Origin of the sequence: Pseudomonas borbori, assembly GCF_900115555.1 — a bacterium.
Lineage (GTDB): Bacteria > Pseudomonadota > Gammaproteobacteria > Pseudomonadales > Pseudomonadaceae > Aquipseudomonas > Aquipseudomonas borbori.
On sequence record NZ_FOWX01000014.1, the window covers coordinates 125,825 to 141,607 of the forward strand.

General features: G+C 65.7%; 16 protein-coding genes. 13 read left to right on the forward strand and 3 right to left on the reverse strand.

The features are described 5' to 3' along the window. Complete coding sequence (locus tag BM315_RS12610) at positions 1-1,269, forward strand: uracil-xanthine permease family protein (protein ID WP_090501456.1); 1,269 nt, start codon at positions 1-3, stop codon at positions 1,267-1,269. Positions 1,270-1,376: 107 nt separating this feature from the next. Here BM315_RS12610 and BM315_RS12615 read toward each other — a convergent pair whose 3' ends face one another. The 3 genes from BM315_RS12615 to BM315_RS12625 form a co-directional block, all read right to left on the reverse strand. Further along, on the reverse strand, positions 1,377-2,708 hold the full coding sequence (locus BM315_RS12615) for a spinster family MFS transporter (RefSeq protein ID WP_090501458.1): 1,332 nt from the start codon (positions 2,706-2,708) through the stop codon (positions 1,377-1,379). Between the two features lie 171 nt (positions 2,709-2,879). Beyond that, entirely contained in the window at positions 2,880-3,902 is a 1,023-nt protein-coding gene (hemH, locus tag BM315_RS12620) for a ferrochelatase (RefSeq protein WP_090501459.1), read from the reverse strand. A 12-nt stretch (positions 3,903-3,914) separates the two neighbouring features. Beyond that, positions 3,915-4,820: a TIGR01777 family oxidoreductase gene (locus BM315_RS12625; RefSeq protein ID WP_090501461.1), complete on the reverse strand. Its 906-nt coding sequence runs from the start codon at positions 4,818-4,820 to the stop codon at positions 3,915-3,917. 198 nt (positions 4,821-5,018) lie between these two features. On the opposite strand from BM315_RS12625, the gene BM315_RS12630 reads away from it, so the two are divergent. The 12 genes from BM315_RS12630 to BM315_RS12685 all read left to right on the forward strand — a co-directional run bounded on the left by BM315_RS12630 (position 5,019) and on the right by BM315_RS12685 (position 15,413). Beyond that, a complete protein-coding gene (locus BM315_RS12630; protein ID WP_090501463.1) occupies positions 5,019-6,005 on the forward strand; it encodes an NAD(P)/FAD-dependent oxidoreductase in 987 nt (328 codons plus the stop codon). Next, positions 6,002-6,247: a TIGR02450 family Trp-rich protein gene (locus BM315_RS12635; protein ID WP_090501465.1), complete on the forward strand. Its 246-nt coding sequence runs from the start codon at positions 6,002-6,004 to the stop codon at positions 6,245-6,247. The genes BM315_RS12630 and BM315_RS12635 overlap by 4 nt, the downstream gene beginning before the upstream one ends. A gap of 389 nt (positions 6,248-6,636) precedes the next feature. Next, entirely contained in the window at positions 6,637-7,605 is a 969-nt protein-coding gene (locus BM315_RS12640; RefSeq protein ID WP_090501467.1) for a YbgA family protein, read from the forward strand. 2 nt (positions 7,606-7,607) lie between these two features. Further along, complete coding sequence (locus BM315_RS12645) at positions 7,608-8,558, forward strand: MerR family transcriptional regulator (RefSeq protein ID WP_090501469.1); 951 nt, start codon at positions 7,608-7,610, stop codon at positions 8,556-8,558. Next, on the forward strand, positions 8,555-10,003 hold the full coding sequence (gene phrB, locus BM315_RS12650) for a deoxyribodipyrimidine photo-lyase (protein ID WP_090501470.1): 1,449 nt from the start codon (positions 8,555-8,557) through the stop codon (positions 10,001-10,003). The genes BM315_RS12645 and phrB overlap by 4 nt, the downstream gene beginning before the upstream one ends. Continuing rightward, on the forward strand, positions 10,000-10,422 hold the full coding sequence (locus BM315_RS12655) for a nuclear transport factor 2 family protein (RefSeq protein ID WP_090501471.1): 423 nt from the start codon (positions 10,000-10,002) through the stop codon (positions 10,420-10,422). Before phrB ends, BM315_RS12655 begins: the two co-directional genes overlap by 4 nt. Further along, on the forward strand, positions 10,419-11,177 hold the full coding sequence (locus BM315_RS12660) for an SDR family NAD(P)-dependent oxidoreductase (RefSeq protein WP_090501474.1): 759 nt from the start codon (positions 10,419-10,421) through the stop codon (positions 11,175-11,177). The genes BM315_RS12655 and BM315_RS12660 overlap by 4 nt, the downstream gene beginning before the upstream one ends. Next, positions 11,174-12,421 (forward strand): NAD(P)/FAD-dependent oxidoreductase, encoded by a 1,248-nt coding sequence (locus tag BM315_RS12665; RefSeq protein ID WP_090501477.1) that lies wholly within the window; start codon positions 11,174-11,176, stop codon positions 12,419-12,421. Before BM315_RS12660 ends, BM315_RS12665 begins: the two co-directional genes overlap by 4 nt. Beyond that, positions 12,421-13,233, forward strand: a complete 813-nt coding sequence (locus BM315_RS12670) for a DUF1365 domain-containing protein (protein WP_090501479.1) — start codon at positions 12,421-12,423, stop codon at positions 13,231-13,233. The genes BM315_RS12665 and BM315_RS12670 overlap by 1 nt, the downstream gene beginning before the upstream one ends. After that, entirely contained in the window at positions 13,220-14,500 is a 1,281-nt protein-coding gene (locus tag BM315_RS12675; RefSeq protein ID WP_090501481.1) for an SAM-dependent methyltransferase, read from the forward strand. Before BM315_RS12670 ends, BM315_RS12675 begins: the two co-directional genes overlap by 14 nt. Then, positions 14,493-15,020, forward strand: coding sequence for a DUF2878 domain-containing protein (locus tag BM315_RS12680; protein ID WP_090501483.1), 528 nt, complete (start codon positions 14,493-14,495; stop codon positions 15,018-15,020). The genes BM315_RS12675 and BM315_RS12680 overlap by 8 nt, the downstream gene beginning before the upstream one ends. Positions 15,021-15,095: 75 nt before the next feature. Further along, a complete protein-coding gene (locus BM315_RS12685) occupies positions 15,096-15,413 on the forward strand; it encodes a YkgJ family cysteine cluster protein (protein WP_090501485.1) in 318 nt (105 codons plus the stop codon). The last annotated feature ends 370 nt before the right edge of the window (positions 15,414-15,783 follow it).

Below are 15,783 nucleotides of genomic sequence, written 5' to 3' on the forward strand. Positions count from 1 at the left end.
ATGCAGGAGCACATGCAGGACGCCACCTGGCGCCAGGCCCTCGCCGGTTCGCAGATGCTCTTCGTGGCCTTCGGCGCCCTGGTGCTGATGCCGCTGATCACCGGCATGGATCCCAACGTGGCGCTGTTCACCGCAGGGCTCGGCACCCTGATCTTCCAGTTGGTGACCAAGAACCAGGTGCCGGTGTTCCTCGCCTCGAGCTTCGCCTTTATCGCGCCGATTCTCGCCGCCAAGGCCGACTTCGGCCTGCCCGCCACCCTCGGTGGCCTGGTCGCCGCCGGCTTCGCCTACATGCTCCTGGCCGGCGCGGTGAAGCTCAAGGGCACCGGCTTTATCGACCGCCTGTTGCCGCCCGTGGTCATCGGCCCGGTGATCATGGCCATCGGCCTGGGCCTGGCGCCGGTGGCGGCCAACATGGCGATGGGCAAGGCCGGTGACGCCAGCGCGCAACTGGTGCCCTATGACATCGCCCTGATGATTTCCCTGCCGGCGCTGCTCACCACCCTGATCGTCGCCGTGGTCGGCCGCGGCATCTTCCGCCTGATCCCGATTCTCTGCGGCATCGCCGTGGGCTACACGCTGGCCTGGCTGTTCGGCGTGGTCGACTTCAGCCCGGTGGCCGCGGCGCCCTGGCTGGCGCTGCCGAACTTCGTCGCCCCCGAGCTGCACTGGGGAGCGATCCTGTTCATCCTGCCGGTGGCCATTGCACCGGCCATCGAGCATATCGGCGACGTGCTGGCGATCGGCACCGTGACCGGCAAGAACTACCTGAAACAGCCGGGCCTGCACCGCACCCTGCTCGGCGACGGCCTGGCCACCTCTGCCGCCGGCCTGCTCGGCGGCCCACCGAACACCACCTACTCGGAAGTCACCGGCGCGGTGATGCTGACCAGGAATTTCAACCCGAAAGTCATGGTCTGGGCCGCGCTGATCGCCATGACCCTGGCCTTTATCGGTAAATTCGGCGCCGTGCTGCAGAGCATTCCGGTGCCAGTGATGGGCGGCATCCTCTGCCTGCTGTTCGGCTCCATCGCGGTGGTCGGCCTGAATACCCTGATCCGTCACCAGGTCGACCTGTCCGAGGCGCGCAACCTGGTGATAGTCGCGGTGACCCTGGTGTTCGGCATCGGCGGCATGGTCATCGGCGCCGGCGACGTCAGCCTCAAGGGCATCTCGCTGTGCGGCATTATCGCCATCGTCCTCAACCTGCTGCTGCCGGGCGGCCAGGGCTGGCGCAGCAAGGCGCTGAGCGAAGAGCCGGAGGCCTAGGCACGGCTTGCGGATGCCAGCGGTGGACAACGCTTAGCGAAGAGCAGGTCGTCTGATACCTGTAGGCTCCTGGTGCGCACAGCGCACCCTACGGCCTGGGCCGGTCCTCAGGCCGGCTCGGCCGCCCACTGCTGCAGGCGCACCACGCTGTCGCGGTAGGGTTTGAGGCTCATGCTCAGCAACACGATGGAGCTGAATACGGCGATGCTGGTGACGATCAGCAGCGAGTAGCGCAGCGCCAGGTCATCGCCGAAGCCATAGTCGGTCACCAGCGCCACCGCGGTCGGGCCTACGCCGAGGCCGATCAGGGTTATGACGAACAGGTAGATGGCCGAGGCCTGACCGCGCATCGAGTTGGGCATGATCTCCTGGATCGCCGCCGGGGCCACGCCGAACGGCATGCTCAGGCAGAACACCGCCGGCGCGGTCAGGATCGCCGCCCAGAGCGCGCTTTCCATCAGCGGGAAGGCCAGCACGCAAGGCACCGCGCCTATGGCCGCGTACAGGCCGACGCGCATGTTGGCGTCACTGCTGCCGCGCCTGGCCATCCAGTCGGCCAGCCGCCCGCCGAAGACGATGCCCAGGCAGCCGAACACCGCGACTATGCTGCCGTAGACGATGCCGACCTGGCCGGCGTCCCAGCCATAGGTGCGAATGAAGAAGGTCGGAATCCAGGCGGCACTGCCGTAGCCGGCGAAGGCCAGGCCGGCGAAGCCGAAGTTATGGCAGAGCACGGTGCGCTTGTTGGCGCGGATATAGCGGCCGACATCGGCCAGCGGCACCGCAACACCGGCGCCGACACCACGTCGGGCCGGTTCCTTGACCGCCAGCATGAGCAGGGTGAAGAGCACCCCGGCACCGCCGAGAATCAGGAAGATCAACTGCCAGGGGCGTACTTCGCCGAGCACCGGCAACAGCACATCGCCCTGGGCCGAGGCGAACTGGATGACCAGCCCGCCGAGCAGGAAGGCCAGCCCCGAACCCAGGTAGACGCCCATGGAATACACGCTGATAGCGGTGGCGCGACCCTGCGCGGGGAAGCTGTCGGCGATCAGCGAATAGGCGGCCGGCGACAGCGCCGCCTCCCCCACCCCCACGCCGATGCGGCAGATCAGGAACTGCCAGTACAGCCTGGCCATGCCGCAGGCGGCGGTGGCCGCACTCCAGAACAGCACGCCGATGGCGATCAGGCCGCGCCGGCTCCTGGTATCGGCCAGGCGTCCCAGGGGGATGCCGCACACGGTGTAGAAGAGGGCGAAGGACAAGCCCATCAACAGACTCATCTGCGTGTCGCTGATCATCAGGTCGCGGCGTATGGGACCGACCAGCAGGTTGAGAATCTGCCGGTCGATAAACGACAGCACGTAGGCCACCATCAGAATGGCGACAGTAGCCCAGGCGCGGGCACTGGAGGGATAGCCGTTATTGTTGTTGGGCACTGGCGGTCTCCTCGGCACCGCTTACGCGATGCGCGACGGTTGAAAGTGCCGCCAGCTTAGGCCGATATAACGCACACTGAGTATCGCCAGACCCTGTTATCAGTCAGGCGAATGCAGGGCATCCCTTCGGACGAATAACCCGAGCGGATAAACCGTAGTCCGGCTTTGCCGTCACAGCATCAGCGGCGCCCGTTCGCTGAGGGTCTTGAGCGCCGCCACCCAACTCGGGTGATCGTTGAGGCAGGGCACCAGTTGCAGGCTCTCACCACCGGCGGCCTGGAATTGCTCCAGGCCGCGATCGCCGATTTCCTCCAGGGTTTCGATGCAGTCGGCGACGAACGCCGGACACATCACCAGCAGTTTCTTCACGCCCTGCCCGGCCAGCTCCGCGAGGCGGCTTTCGGTATAGGGTTCGATCCACTTGTCCCGCCCCAGACGCGACTGGAAGGACACCGACCACTGCTCCGGGCGCAGGCCCATGCGCTCGGCAAAGGCGGCGGCGCTGCGCATGCATTGTGCGCGGTAGCAGGTCGCGAGCACTTGCGGCGGCGCCGTGCGGCAACAATCGGGGCCCTTGAGGCAGTGCTTGGCGGGATCGAGCTTGCGCAGGTGGCGTTCCGGCAGGCCGTGAAAACTCAGCAACAGGTGGTCGAAGTCCTGTTCCAGGTAGGGCCTGGCGCTGTCGGCCAGGGCCTCGATGTATTCCGGCTGGTCGTAGAACGGCGCCAGGATGGAGAAACGCATGTCCAGGTTGGCCGCGCGCACCACCCGCCGGGCTTCCTCGATCACCGTGGTGGTGGTGCTGTCGGCAAACTGCGGATAGAGCGGCGCCAGGGTCACCTGCTGGATGCCTTGCGCCGCCAGACGCTGCAGCGCCGTCTCGATCGACGGCTCGCCGTAGCGCATCGCCAGCTCGACCGGGCCCTGGGTCCACTGCGCCCGCATGGCCGCCTGCAGGCGCCTGCTCAACACCACCAGCGGCGAGCCCTCCGCCCACCAGATCGACGCATAGGCATGGGCCGAGGCCGCAGGGCGCTTGAGCAGAATCAGCGACACCAGCAAACGCCGCAACGGCCAGGGCAAGTCGACCACATAGGGGTCCATCAGAAATTGGTTGAGATAGCGCCGTACATCAGCCACTTCGGTCGACGCCGGGGAGCCCAGGTTGACCAGCAGCAGGGCGTGATTGCTCATGCAGAATCCTTATCAGTCAGTGTCGCCCAGCAGATCCGCCAGGGCCGTATCCAGATCGGTGAAACGAAAACGAAAGCCGGCTTCGCTCAGGCGCACCGGCAATGCGCGCTGGCCGCCCAGCAGTAAACCGGACAATTCGCCCAGGCCGACGCGCAACACCACTGCCGGCACCGGCAATAGCGCCAGACGGTGCAGGGCACGGCCCAGCGCACGGGCAAACTCGGCATTGCGCACCGGATTCGGCGCGCAGGCATTATAGGGACCGCTGGCCTGCTCCTGCTGCAAGAGAAAATCCATCAGGGCGATTTGATCGTCCAGATGCACCCACGGCATCCATTGCCGACCATCGCCCAGCCGTCCGCCCAGGCCGAGCTTGAATGGCGGCAACAGGCGCTTGAGCATGCCGCCGTCACGGGCCAGCACCAGACCGGTGCGCACCAGCACCACGCGCATGCCCAGGGCTTCGGCGCGCTGCGCGGTTTCCTCCCAGGCGCCGCACAGCTGGGCGGCGAAATCCTCACAGACCGGCGGCGAATCCTCGTGCAACTCACGTTCGCCGCCATCGCCATACCAGCCCACCGCCGAGCCGGACAGCAACAGCCGCGGCTTATCTGCGCGCCCCTGCAGCCAGCTCAGCAACTGCTCGGTAAGGCTGATGCGACTGGCCCACAGCAGGCTCTTGCGCTTGCTGGTCCAGGGCCGGTCGGCAATCGGCGCGCCGGCCAGATTGACCACCGCGTCCAGCGGCTCAGCGCCCAGTTCTTCGAGCTGGCCGATGCCGCGCACCTGCGCCCCGCACAGTGCCGCAACCCGCTGCGGACTGCGGCTCCACACCGTCAACTGGTGGCCCTGCTGCGCCCAATGGCGACAAAGACCGCGACCGATCAGCCCGGTACCGCCGGTGAGCAATATGTGCATGGCATCCTCCTCGCATGACTCTCGTCAACCTGATAGCCATCAGTCTGGTTTATCACAGGGCAACGTGCCTTTAATCCGGCTCAGGATTGTCTTTAATAAAGAGAGGCACGATTGAAGCCGATAAGCCCTATACGTACAATCAATATTGTATAGGTTTTGTCTAAAGCGTAGCCTAGCGCTCTAAAGCAAGAGGTAGATATGACCGCACCCATCGCCATCATCGGCACCGGCATCGCCGGACTATCCGCCGCCCAGGCCCTGCATGTTGCCGGACACGAGGTTCAACTGTTCGACAAAAGCCGTGGCAGCGGCGGACGCATGGCCAGCAAGCACAGCGATGTCGGCGCCCTGGATCTGGGCGCCCAGTACTTCACGGCCCGCGATCGCCGTTTCGTCGATGCGGTCCAGCAGTGGCAAGCCCGCGGCTGGGTCGCCGAATGGAAACCGAGCCTCTATCACAGTAAAAACGGCCAACTCAGCGCCTCGCCGGACGAACAGGTGCGCTGGGTTGGCAGCCCGCGCATGAGTGCCATTACCCGCGCCATGCTCGGCGCCTTGCCGGTGCATTTCTCCTGCCGGATCACCGAAGTGTTCCGCGGCAGGCAGCACTGGAACCTGCAAGACGCCGAAGGTCAAAGCCATGGCCCTTTCAGCCATGTGGTGATCGCCGCCCCGGCGCCGCAAGCCAGCGCCCTGTTGGCGGCCACCCCGAAACTCGCCGGTGCAGCCTCCAGCGTGGTCATGGAGCCGACCTGGGCGGTCGCCCTGGCCTTCGCCAACCCACTGGACACCAAGGTGGATGGCTGCTTCGTACAGGACAGCCCGCTCGACTGGCTGACGCGCAACCGCAGCAAACCCGGCCGCGACGGCAATCCGGATACCTGGGTGCTGCACGCCAGCAGCAGTTGGAGCAAACACCACCTGGACATGCCCAAGGAGGCGGTGATCGAACAGTTGCACGGCGCCTTTGCCGAGCTGATCGACTGCGCCATGCCGGCCCCGATCTTCAGCCTGGCGCATCGCTGGCTCTACGCCCGCCCGGCCAGCGCCCACCAGTGGGGCTCGCTGGCGGACGCCGACCTGGGCCTGTATGCCTGCGGCGACTGGTGCCTGTCCGGCCGGGTCGAGGGTGCCTGGCTGAGTGGCCAGGACGCGGCGCGCAAACTGCTCGCCCACCTGCAATGAGCGGAACGGCGCCCGGGAGCACGCCCAAGCACCGCCTCAACCCGGGCAAACTGCTGCTGTCGAAATGGACGGCAGCACAGCCACAGAACCGCGAGAAGCACTTCCTGGTCAGCCAACTGTTCTGCGACGAACAAGGCCAGGTGCTGCAGGTCGAACTGCAGGCAGTGCTCAGCCGACGCTGCCAGCGCCTCGACTGGCGCGCGCTGGAGGATGCCATGACCTGGCACCTGGGCTGGAAGTAGCCCGCCCGCACGAGTGACAGGCCAGCGGTTAGGCGTTGGCATGTAACCGATAGCGGGTCACGGGCGGGAGCGGCTTCAGTCGCGACAGCCTCGCTCAAGAGCACTACACGCCAGCGCCGCTAAAGCGCCTCCCACGGTCAAGTGTTTCAGTTTGCCGGCTGCTCCCAAAGCGACATTTCGACGCGGCTTCGACACCAGTCCACCCCTCCTCTTGGCATGCCCCATGCCAGCGAACCGCCGACATCAGACAGCTCGACGATCAACTCCTGCCCGCCCGAAACCATCACAGCAGTTGTACAAATCATTTGACTTGTACAATAGCACCCCTATGATGAACACAAGTTGTACATTTTCAATTAAATGTATAAGTACTCATCAGAGGTTGCACCATGACCCCTCCCGCAGTCGCCTCCAGCAAACCCAAACTCGCCATCAGTGCCTGCCTGCTCGGCGCCGAAGTGCGCTACAACGGCGGCCACAAGGAATCACGGCTGTGCAGCCGCACCCTCAGCGGGTATTTCGATTTCGTCCCACTGTGCCCGGAAGTGGCGATTGGCCTCGGCACCCCGCGCGAACCCATCCGCCTGGTCGGTGACCCCGCGGCGCCGCGCGCAGTGGGCACCGTGCAACGCGAGCGCGACCACACTGAAGCACTGGCCGCCTATGGCGCCCAAATGGCGGGAGCGCTGGACGATATCTGCGGCTATATCTTCATGCAGCAATCGCCGTCCTGTGGCCTGGAGCGGGTCAAGGTCTACCAGGACAACGGCCGCCCCAGCGAACCCAAGGGCCGCGGCATCTATGCCGAGGCCTTCTGTGCCCGCCGCCCGGACTTGCCGGTGGAGGAAGATGGCCGGCTCAACGACCCCATCCTCCGTGAGAATTTCATCGCCCGCGTTTACGCCTACGCGCACTGGCAGCAACTGCTGCGTGACGGCCTGAGCCGCAAGGCGCTGCTGGACTTCCACTCGCGTCACAAGTACCTGCTGCTGGCCACCCATCCCCTGCAATACAAGGCGCTCGGCCGCTTGCTCGGCAACCTGCACCAGCACGATCTGCAGGAATTGGCGCCACGCTACTTCAGCGAGCTGATGGCGGCACTGAAGCAGTGCGCGACCCGGCGCACCCACAGCAACACCCTGCAGCACCTCAGCGGCTACCTCAAGCGCGCCCTGAGCAGCGCAGACAAGCAGGAAATACAGCAACTGATCGGCCAATACCGCAACGGCATAGTGCCGCTGGTGGTGCCCCTGACCCTGCTCAAGCACCACTTGCGCCGCCACCCGGACAGCTACCTGGCCACCCAGGTGTACCTGCAGCCCCATCCGGAAAACCTCAGCCTGCGTAACGCCCTCTGACCATGGCAGACCTCACTCAGCACGACGAGTCCGCGGCTGCCGGCGATGACTACCAGCACGCACTGGCCAAGGGCTTGCTGCCGATTCGCGAAGTCGCCCGGCTGACCGGCGTGCACGCCGTGACCCTGCGCGCCTGGGAGCGCCGCTATGGCCTGATCGTGCCGCAGCGCACGGCCAAGGGGCATCGTCTCTACTCCAGCGAACATGTGGCGCAGATCCAGACCATCCTCACCTGGCTCAACCGGGGCGTCGCGGTTGGCCAGGTCAAGGGCCTGCTGCGCGCCAATCAGCCGGCGCTTGCCGAAGCCAGCTCGCAATGGGACGAGAAGTGCCAGCGCCTGCAGGAAGCCATCTGCAATTTGGCCGAGCGGCGCCTGGACGAATGCTTCAACAGCGAACTGGCGCTCTACCCACCGACTACCCTGTGCAAACAGCTGCTGCTGCCCCTGCTCGAGGCCCTGGAACTGCGCTGGCGCGGCCAGTTCGGCGCCCAGGTCGAACGGGTGTTCTTCTATTCCTGGCTGCGCAGCAAGCTCGGCGCGCGGCTGTACCACAACAACCGCCAGCAGGGCGGCGCGCCGCTGCTGCTGGTCAATCTTTGCGACCTGCCGATGGCGCCGGGGCTGTGGCTCACCGCCTGGCTGGCCAGCAGCGCCGGCTCGGCGGTGGAGGTCTTCGACTGGCCAGTGCCGCCGGCGGAACTGGCCATGGCCATCGAGCACATCCGGCCCAAGGCGCTGCTGCTCTATTCCAGCCAGGCGCTGCACAGCGCGCACTGGCCGCGCCTGCAGGCGGGCTATGCCTGTCCGTGCCTGATCATCGGCCCGGCGGCGCACATCCATCATCAGGCGTTGCAGGCGCTGGCCCGGCAGAACAGCGCGCTGGACATGGCCCCAGACCCGCTAAGCGCCCTGCACATCCTCTCCGATCTCAACCTGCTGGATAACCCATGACCAGGCGACAACTACTATGGCTGCGCACCGACCTGCGTGTGCAGGACAACAGCGCCCTGGCCGCCGCCATGGCGGCCGGGCCGACGGTCGCCCTGTTCCTGCTCAGCCCCGGGCAATGGCACGCCCATGACGATGCGCCGAGCAAGGTCGATTTCTGGCTGCGCAACCTGACCGAGCTGAGCCGCGAACTGGCCGCCCTCAACGTGCCCCTACTGGTGCGTCAGGCCGACCACTGGAGCGCCGCGCCACAGGTGATCGCCGAACTCTGTCGGCAATTGCAGATAGCCGCGGTGCAGGTCAACGAGGAATACGGCGTCCACGAAAGTCGCCGCGACCAGGCCGTGGCCCAGGCTCTGGACGCACTGGGCATCGACTTGCACAGCCACCTCGACCAGCTGTTGTTCAGGCCCGGCAGCGTGCTGACCAAGTCCGGCGGCTACTTCCAGGTGTATAGCCAGTTCCGCAAGGTCTGTTACCAGCGCCTGCACAGCGCCCTTCCTGCCCTGATCAGGCGCCCGGCCGCACAGGCGCCGCTGCCCATCGTCAGCGACCCCGTTCCCGAGGCGGTGCCGGGCTTTGCGTCACCCACCGCCAGCCTGCGCCAGCTCTGGCCGGCCGGCGAGCAGCAAGCCCACAGACGCTTGCTGGCCTTCGCCGACGAGCAGATCGACTACTACCAGAGCGAGCGCGACTTGCCGGGCAAAGCCGGCACCAGCCGCTTGTCCGCCTACCTCGCCGCCGGCGTGCTGTCGCCCCGCCAGTGCCTGCACGCCGCCCTGCAAGCCAACCGGGGCGAGTTCGACAGCGGCAATACCGGAGTCGTCAGCTGGATCAACGAACTGCTCTGGCGCGAGTTCTACAAGCACATCCTGGTCGGCTATCCGCGTGTGTCCATGCACCGCGCCTTTCGCCCGGACACCGACGCCCTGGCCTGGCGCCAGGCACCGGATGAGCTGGCCGCCTGGCAACAAGGCCGCAGCGGTTTCCCGATCATCGACGCGGCGATGCGCCAGCTGCTCGCCACTGGCTGGATGCACAACCGCCTGCGCATGGTGGTGGCGATGTTCCTGACCAAGAACCTGCTGATCGACTGGCGCGAGGGCGAGCGCTTCTTCATGCGCCACCTGATCGACGGCGACCTGGCGGCCAACAATGGCGGCTGGCAGTGGAGCTCGTCCACCGGCACCGATTCGGTCCCCTACTTCCGCATCTTCAACCCGCTCAGCCAATCCCGGCGCTTCGACCCGGACGGCGGTTTTATCCGCCAATGGCTGCCCGAGTTGACTGGCCTGAACAACAAGAACATCCACAACCCGGCGGCCATGGGCGGCCTGTTCGGCGTCATGGATTACCCGCGGCCGATGGTCGACCTCGGCAGCAGCCGCGCACGTGCCCTGGCGGCCTTCAAGCGCCTGCCGCAGCGGGCGCCGGAGACACCGACATGAGCGACTTCCTGCGTCAGTTCGCCCATTCCTTCGCCGCCCTGGACAAGGACAACCTCGAGCGTCTCGGCGAGCTGTACAGCGACGATGCACTGTTCCGCGACCCCCTGCACGAGGTGCGCGGGCTGGCCAATATGCAACGCTATTTCGCCGGGCTGTATGCCAACGTCAGCGAGCTGCGCTTCGATTTCCATGGCTTCGATCAGGTGCGCCCTGGCGAAGGTTACCTGCGCTGGACCATGAGCTACCGCCACCCGCGCCTGGCCGCCGGCCAGCTGATCCGCGTGGAAGGCTGCTCGCACCTGCTGTGGACCGACAAGGTCCATCAGCACCGCGATTTCTTCGATGCCGGCAGCCTGCTCTACGAGCATCTGCCACTGCTCGGCCCGGTCATCCGCTGGCTGAAGAGGAGACTGGCATGAGACGCATCTGGCTCACCGGCGCCAGCAGCGGCATAGGCGCGGCGCTGGCCGAACTGCTGCTGCAGCGCGGCCATCACCTGGCGCTCAGCGCGCGCACGATCGAACCGCTGAACGCCCTGGCCGAGCGCTATCCAGAGCAGGTTCTGGTCGCCCCCGGCGATCTCGGCGACGCTGCCCAGGTCCGGGCGATTGGCCAACGCATCGCTCAGGCATGGGGCGCGCTGGACAGTGTGATCCTGAATGCCGGCACCTGCGAATACGTCGAGGTGCACAGCTTCGAGGCCGCGCTGATCGAGCGGGTGGTACGGGTCAACCTGTTCTCCGCCAGCTACTGCATCGAAGCGGCGCTGCCACTGCTGCGCCTGGGAAATGAACCACAGCTGGTCGGGGTCGGCAGCTCGGTGACCTACCTGGCGCTGCCGCGTGCCGAGGCCTACGGCGCCTCGAAGGCCGGCATGCGCTACCTGCTGGAAGCGCTGCGCATCGACCTGGCGGCCGAGGGCATCGCCGTCACCCTGGTCAGCCCCGGCTTCGTCGACACGCCGTTGACGCAGAAAAATGACTTTGCCATGCCGATGCGCTGGCCGGTGGACAAGGCCGCCCGCCATATCGCCGAGCGGCTGGATAAGCGCCCCTACGAGATCGCCTTTCCCGGCCCCTTCATCATCATCCTGCGGCTGCTGGCCCACCTGCCCAAACGCCTGCAAGTGGCCATCGGCACACGCATGGCCCGCACCGCCGAGGACCGCCCATGAAAATCGCCATCATCGGCAGTGGTATCGCCGGTTTGACCTGCGCCTACCTGCTCAATCGCCGCCACCAGATCAGCCTGTTCGAGGCCGGCGACTGGGTCGGCGGCCATACCCATACGCTGGACATCGAAGTCGACGGTCGCCCCTACGCCATCGACACCGGCTTTATCGTGTTCAACGACTGGACCTACCCGAACTTCATCCGCCTGCTCGGTCAACTCGGCGTCGGCTACAAGCCCACCGAAATGAGCTTCTCGGTGAGCGATCCGCGCAGCGGCGTGGAGTACAACGGCCACAGCCTCAACAGCCTGTTCGCCCAACGCCGCAACCTGCTGTCGCCGAAGTTCCTCGGCATGCTGCGCGACATCCTGCGTTTCAACCGCGAGGCGCTGGACGACCTGCGGCAGCAGCGCATCGATGCCGTCACCAGCCTCGGCGACTACCTCAAGCAACGCGGCTACGGCGAGCGCTTCATCCAGCACTACATAGTGCCGATGGGAGCAGCGATCTGGTCGATGTCGCTGGCCGACATGCTCAATTTCCCCCTGCAGTTTTTCCTGCGCTTCTTCAACAATCACGGCCTGCTGTCGGTTAGCAACCGCCCGCAGTGGTGCGTGGTCGAAGGCGGGTCGAGCAGTTATGTGGCGCCCTTGAGCGCGCCCTTCCAGCAGCATATTCGCCTGAACTGCCCGGTGCAGCGGGTCGAGCGCGATGCAGCAGGCGTGACCCTGCACACCCGCGCCGGCAGCGAGCGCTTCGACAAGGTGGTGTTCGCCTGCCACAGCGACCAGGCCCTCGAGCTGCTTGCCCAACCCTCGCCGGCCGAGCAGGAAATACTGGGTGCCCTGCCCTATGCCGACAACGATGTGGTGCTGCACCGCGACACCCGCCTGCTGCCCAAGCGCCCCCTGGCCTGGGCCAGCTGGAACTATCGCCTGGGCGGGCCAAGCCATCAGCCGGCGGCGGTGACTTACAACATGAACATCCTCCAGGGCATTCAGAGCGATACCACCTTCTGCGTCAGCCTCAATCAGACGGCGCTGATCGACCCGAGCAAGATCCTCGCGCGCTACTGCTACGCCCACCCGCAATACAGCCTGGCCGGCATGGCCGCACAGGCGCGCTGGGAAGAATTGCTCGGCGCCCAGCACAGTTATTTCTGCGGCGCCTACTGGGCCAACGGCTTCCATGAAGACGGCGTGGTCAGCGCCCTGCGCGTGGCGCACGCCTTCGGCGAGGTGCTCTGATGAACAGTGCCCTGTACAACGGCTGGGTCCAGCACCGGCGCTTCGCCCCCAGGACGCACGCCTTCCGCTACCGCATGGGCCTGCTCTACCTCGATCTGGACGAGCAGCAGCAACTGTTCGCCCTCTCGCCCCTGGCCGGTAGTGGCCGCTGGGCGCCTTTCGCCTTTCGCGAAACCGACTACCTGCCGCAATTCACCCGCGCCGGGGTCAAGCTGAGCGATGCCGTGCGCCAGCGGGTCGGCGCCGCCCTCGGTCACACGCCACAAGGCTCGATCTGCCTGCTGACCCAGCCGCGCAGTTGGGGCCTGGCCTTCAATCCGGCGAGCTTCTTCTACTGCCATGAGGCCGACGGCCGCCTGGCCGCGATCCTCTGCGAGGTGAGCAATACCCCCTGGCGCGAGCGTTACCACTATGTGCTGCCGGCCGACGGCGAAGGCCACCAGCACTTCGCCGTGGCCAAGGCCTTTCACGTCTCGCCCTTTCTGCCGCGCCAACTGGAATACCGCATGGCCTTCAGCCCCGCCGGCGAACGCCTGGGTATCCACATGGCCGACTGGACGGCCGACGGCCAGGACGCCACCAAGGTGTTCGAGGCCAGCCTCAGCCTGCAGCGCACTGAGCTCGACCGCGCCAGCCTACACGCCTACCTGCGCAGTTTCCCCTGGATGACCGGCAAGACCGTCGCGGCCATCTACTGGCAAGCCCTGCGCCTGCTGCTCAAGCGCATCCCCTTATTCAGCCATCGAGCCGCGCAGGGTGAATTTCGCGTCGCTCGCCCAGTCTCGAAGGACGTGCCCCATGAAAAGCGCTAGCCCGTCATCCGCGAAAACCTCGCTGCGCGCCGGCAGTGGCATCGGTGCCAACCTGCTGCGCCGCGTCGTATTGCGCCAACTGTGCCGGTTGCGCCACGGTCACCTGCGGCTCATCGATGGCGACGATTACCTGGAGTTCGGCGATGCCGACGCCAGCCTGCGCGCCGAAATCAGGGTACTGGATGGAGCACTCTGGGGCCTGGTCGCCGGCAACGGCTCGATAGGCGCGGGCGAAGCCTATATTCACGGCTACTGGAGTTCCCCCGACCTCACCGCGGTGATCCGCGTGTTCGCCGCCAACCTGGCACTGCTGGACGCCATGGAACGCGGCCTGGCCCGCTTCGGCCGCCCGTTGGTGCAAAGCCTGCACTGGCTCAATCGCAATACTCGCAAGGGCTCGCGCAGGAATATCGCCGCCCACTATGACCTCGGCAACCAGCTGTTCGAGCAACTGCTCGACCCGAGCATGATGTACTCCGCCGCCATGTTCGCCCGCCCGGACGACAGCCTGGAGCAGGCGCAAATGAACAAGCTCGAGCGCATCTGCCAGAAACTCGCGCTCAAACCCAGCGACCATCTGCTGGAAATCGGCACCGGCTGGGGCGGGATGGCGATCCATGCCGCCAGCCATTACGGCTGCAAGGTGACCACCACCACCCTGTCCCGGGAACAGTACGCCTACACGGCGCAGCGCATCGCCGCACTCGGCCTGGGCGATCGCATCACCCTGCTGTTGGAGGACTACCGCGACCTGCGGGGCCAGTACGACAAGCTGGTGTCGATCGAAATGATCGAAGCCGTCGGCCACCGCTTCCTGCCGACCTACTTCCAGCAGTGCGCGCAACTGCTCAAAGATGACGGACTGATGCTGCTGCAAGCCATTACCATCCGCGACCAGCGCTATGAGCAGGCGAAAAACAGTGTCGACTTCATCCAGCGCTATATCTTCCCCGGCGGCGCGCTGCCCTCGGTGCACAAGATGCTGGAGATCATCACCGCCAAGACCGACATGAACCTGCACCACATGGAAGACTTCGGCCTGCATTACGCGCGCACCCTGCGCCTGTGGCACGCCAACCTGCAGCAGGCCCGGCACAAACTCGAACAACTGGGCTACGACGAGCGCTTCTACCGGCTCTGGGAATTCTACCTGTGCTATTGCGAGGGCGGCTTCATCGAGCGCACCATCGGCACCGCGCAATTGCTGCTGGCCAAGCCGGCGGCGCAACCTGAACCCCTGTTAGGAAATTTTGCTTTTGATGCCTAAATTGATCGCCAACGCCCTGCTGTTTCAGCTCGGCTGGCTCGCCTGCGTGTTCGCCGGCGACAGCCTGTGGCTGCTGACAGTAGCGGCGATAGTGGCGGTGCACCTGCTCTGGATCGGCCGCTGGGCCGCCGAGGGCAAGCTGCTGATCAGCGTCTTTCTCGCCGGCAGCGCCCTCGATAGTTTCCTGCTCAACCTCGGGCTGTTCGACTTCGGCGAGCCGCGCACCCTGATCCCGCTGTGGCTGGCCCTGCTCTGGCTGTTACTGGCCACCACGCTCAACCATTGCCTGGCCTGGACCGCCCGGCCCTGGTGGCGCGCCAGCCTGCTCGGCGCCTGCGCCGGCCCGCTGTCCTACTATGCCGGCGCACAGATCGCCGGGGTTGGCCTGCCTTACGGCACCTGGCAGACCCTGCTCTTGCTGGCAGTGATCTGGGCGCTGCTGATGCCCGTGCTGCATGGATTCGCCAGGCTCTACCGCAGCCAATATGAGCAAAGCGTGCGTGCGCGCCAATCGACGTAGGGTGCCCGGCGCACCCAAGCTGCTTTGGTCGGCCGGATACAAAGCGGCCCCGCGCCTGGCGTACACTGCACCGCTATGACCGAACCGACCCACATCCCCCTCACCCAGTTACCCAGCGAAGCCGCCGTCAGTTGCAGCAACTGCGCCGCCTGCTGCTGCCAACTGGAAGTGATGCTGATCACCGACACCGGGGTACCGCCACGCTTCATCGCCACCGACGACTGGGGCGGTGAAGTCATGCATCGCCTGGACGATGGCTGGTGTGCGGCGCTGGATCGCGACAGCATGCGCTGCACCATCTATGCAGTGCGCCCGCTGATCTGCCGCGAATTCGAGACCGCCTCGGCCGAATGCCTGGACGAGCGCCGCGGCATGACCAGCATCTATCGCTGAGCGCAGGTTGCTGCAATCGAGTAGGAGGCGGGGTTGCCCCCGCCGTCCTCTCACACCACCGTACATACGGTTCCGTATACGGCGGTTCCTGCCTACTAACCAACAGCGTCAGCGAGCTTGGTTCCGTTGATGTGTCGCCTGCGGTATCTAAGCGCCCAGACCGGCCCTCGGAGCTTCCGGCTCCTACCTCCTGATGGTCTCGACCCCCGCTACGCGGAGTTTCTGCTTTACGATCCAACAGAGATCACACCCGACTGTCCACTCATGGCAGGTTCAGCCCTTCGTCACTCCGGTTTCGAGCAACTACTACGGCCTCGGCTGACTTCTGTTCGCCCATCCCGTCACCTCACGATGCCGGTAGCACATGGCA

Excerpts from the sequence above, each read along its gene's own strand:
- BM315_RS12610 (WP_090501456.1), top strand. The coding sequence starts at position 1 with ATGCAGGAGCACATGCAGGACGCCACCTGGCGCCAGGCCCTCGCCGGT.
- hemH (WP_090501459.1), bottom strand. The coding sequence starts at position 3,902 with ATGAGCAATCACGCCCTGCTGCTGGTCAACCTGGGCTCCCCGGCGTCG.
- BM315_RS12625 (WP_090501461.1), bottom strand. The coding sequence starts at position 4,820 with ATGCACATATTGCTCACCGGCGGTACCGGGCTGATCGGTCGCGGTCTT.
- BM315_RS12630 (WP_090501463.1), top strand. The coding sequence starts at position 5,019 with ATGACCGCACCCATCGCCATCATCGGCACCGGCATCGCCGGACTATCC.
- BM315_RS12635 (WP_090501465.1), top strand. The coding sequence starts at position 6,002 with ATGAGCGGAACGGCGCCCGGGAGCACGCCCAAGCACCGCCTCAACCCG.
- BM315_RS12640 (WP_090501467.1), top strand. The coding sequence starts at position 6,637 with ATGACCCCTCCCGCAGTCGCCTCCAGCAAACCCAAACTCGCCATCAGT.
- BM315_RS12645 (WP_090501469.1), top strand. The coding sequence starts at position 7,608 with ATGGCAGACCTCACTCAGCACGACGAGTCCGCGGCTGCCGGCGATGAC.
- phrB (WP_090501470.1), top strand. The coding sequence starts at position 8,555 with ATGACCAGGCGACAACTACTATGGCTGCGCACCGACCTGCGTGTGCAG.
- BM315_RS12655 (WP_090501471.1), top strand. The coding sequence starts at position 10,000 with ATGAGCGACTTCCTGCGTCAGTTCGCCCATTCCTTCGCCGCCCTGGAC.
- BM315_RS12660 (WP_090501474.1), top strand. The coding sequence starts at position 10,419 with ATGAGACGCATCTGGCTCACCGGCGCCAGCAGCGGCATAGGCGCGGCG.
- BM315_RS12665 (WP_090501477.1), top strand. The coding sequence starts at position 11,174 with ATGAAAATCGCCATCATCGGCAGTGGTATCGCCGGTTTGACCTGCGCC.
- BM315_RS12670 (WP_090501479.1), top strand. The coding sequence starts at position 12,421 with ATGAACAGTGCCCTGTACAACGGCTGGGTCCAGCACCGGCGCTTCGCC.
- BM315_RS12675 (WP_090501481.1), top strand. The coding sequence starts at position 13,220 with ATGAAAAGCGCTAGCCCGTCATCCGCGAAAACCTCGCTGCGCGCCGGC.
- BM315_RS12680 (WP_090501483.1), top strand. The coding sequence starts at position 14,493 with ATGCCTAAATTGATCGCCAACGCCCTGCTGTTTCAGCTCGGCTGGCTC.
- BM315_RS12685 (WP_090501485.1), top strand. The coding sequence starts at position 15,096 with ATGACCGAACCGACCCACATCCCCCTCACCCAGTTACCCAGCGAAGCC.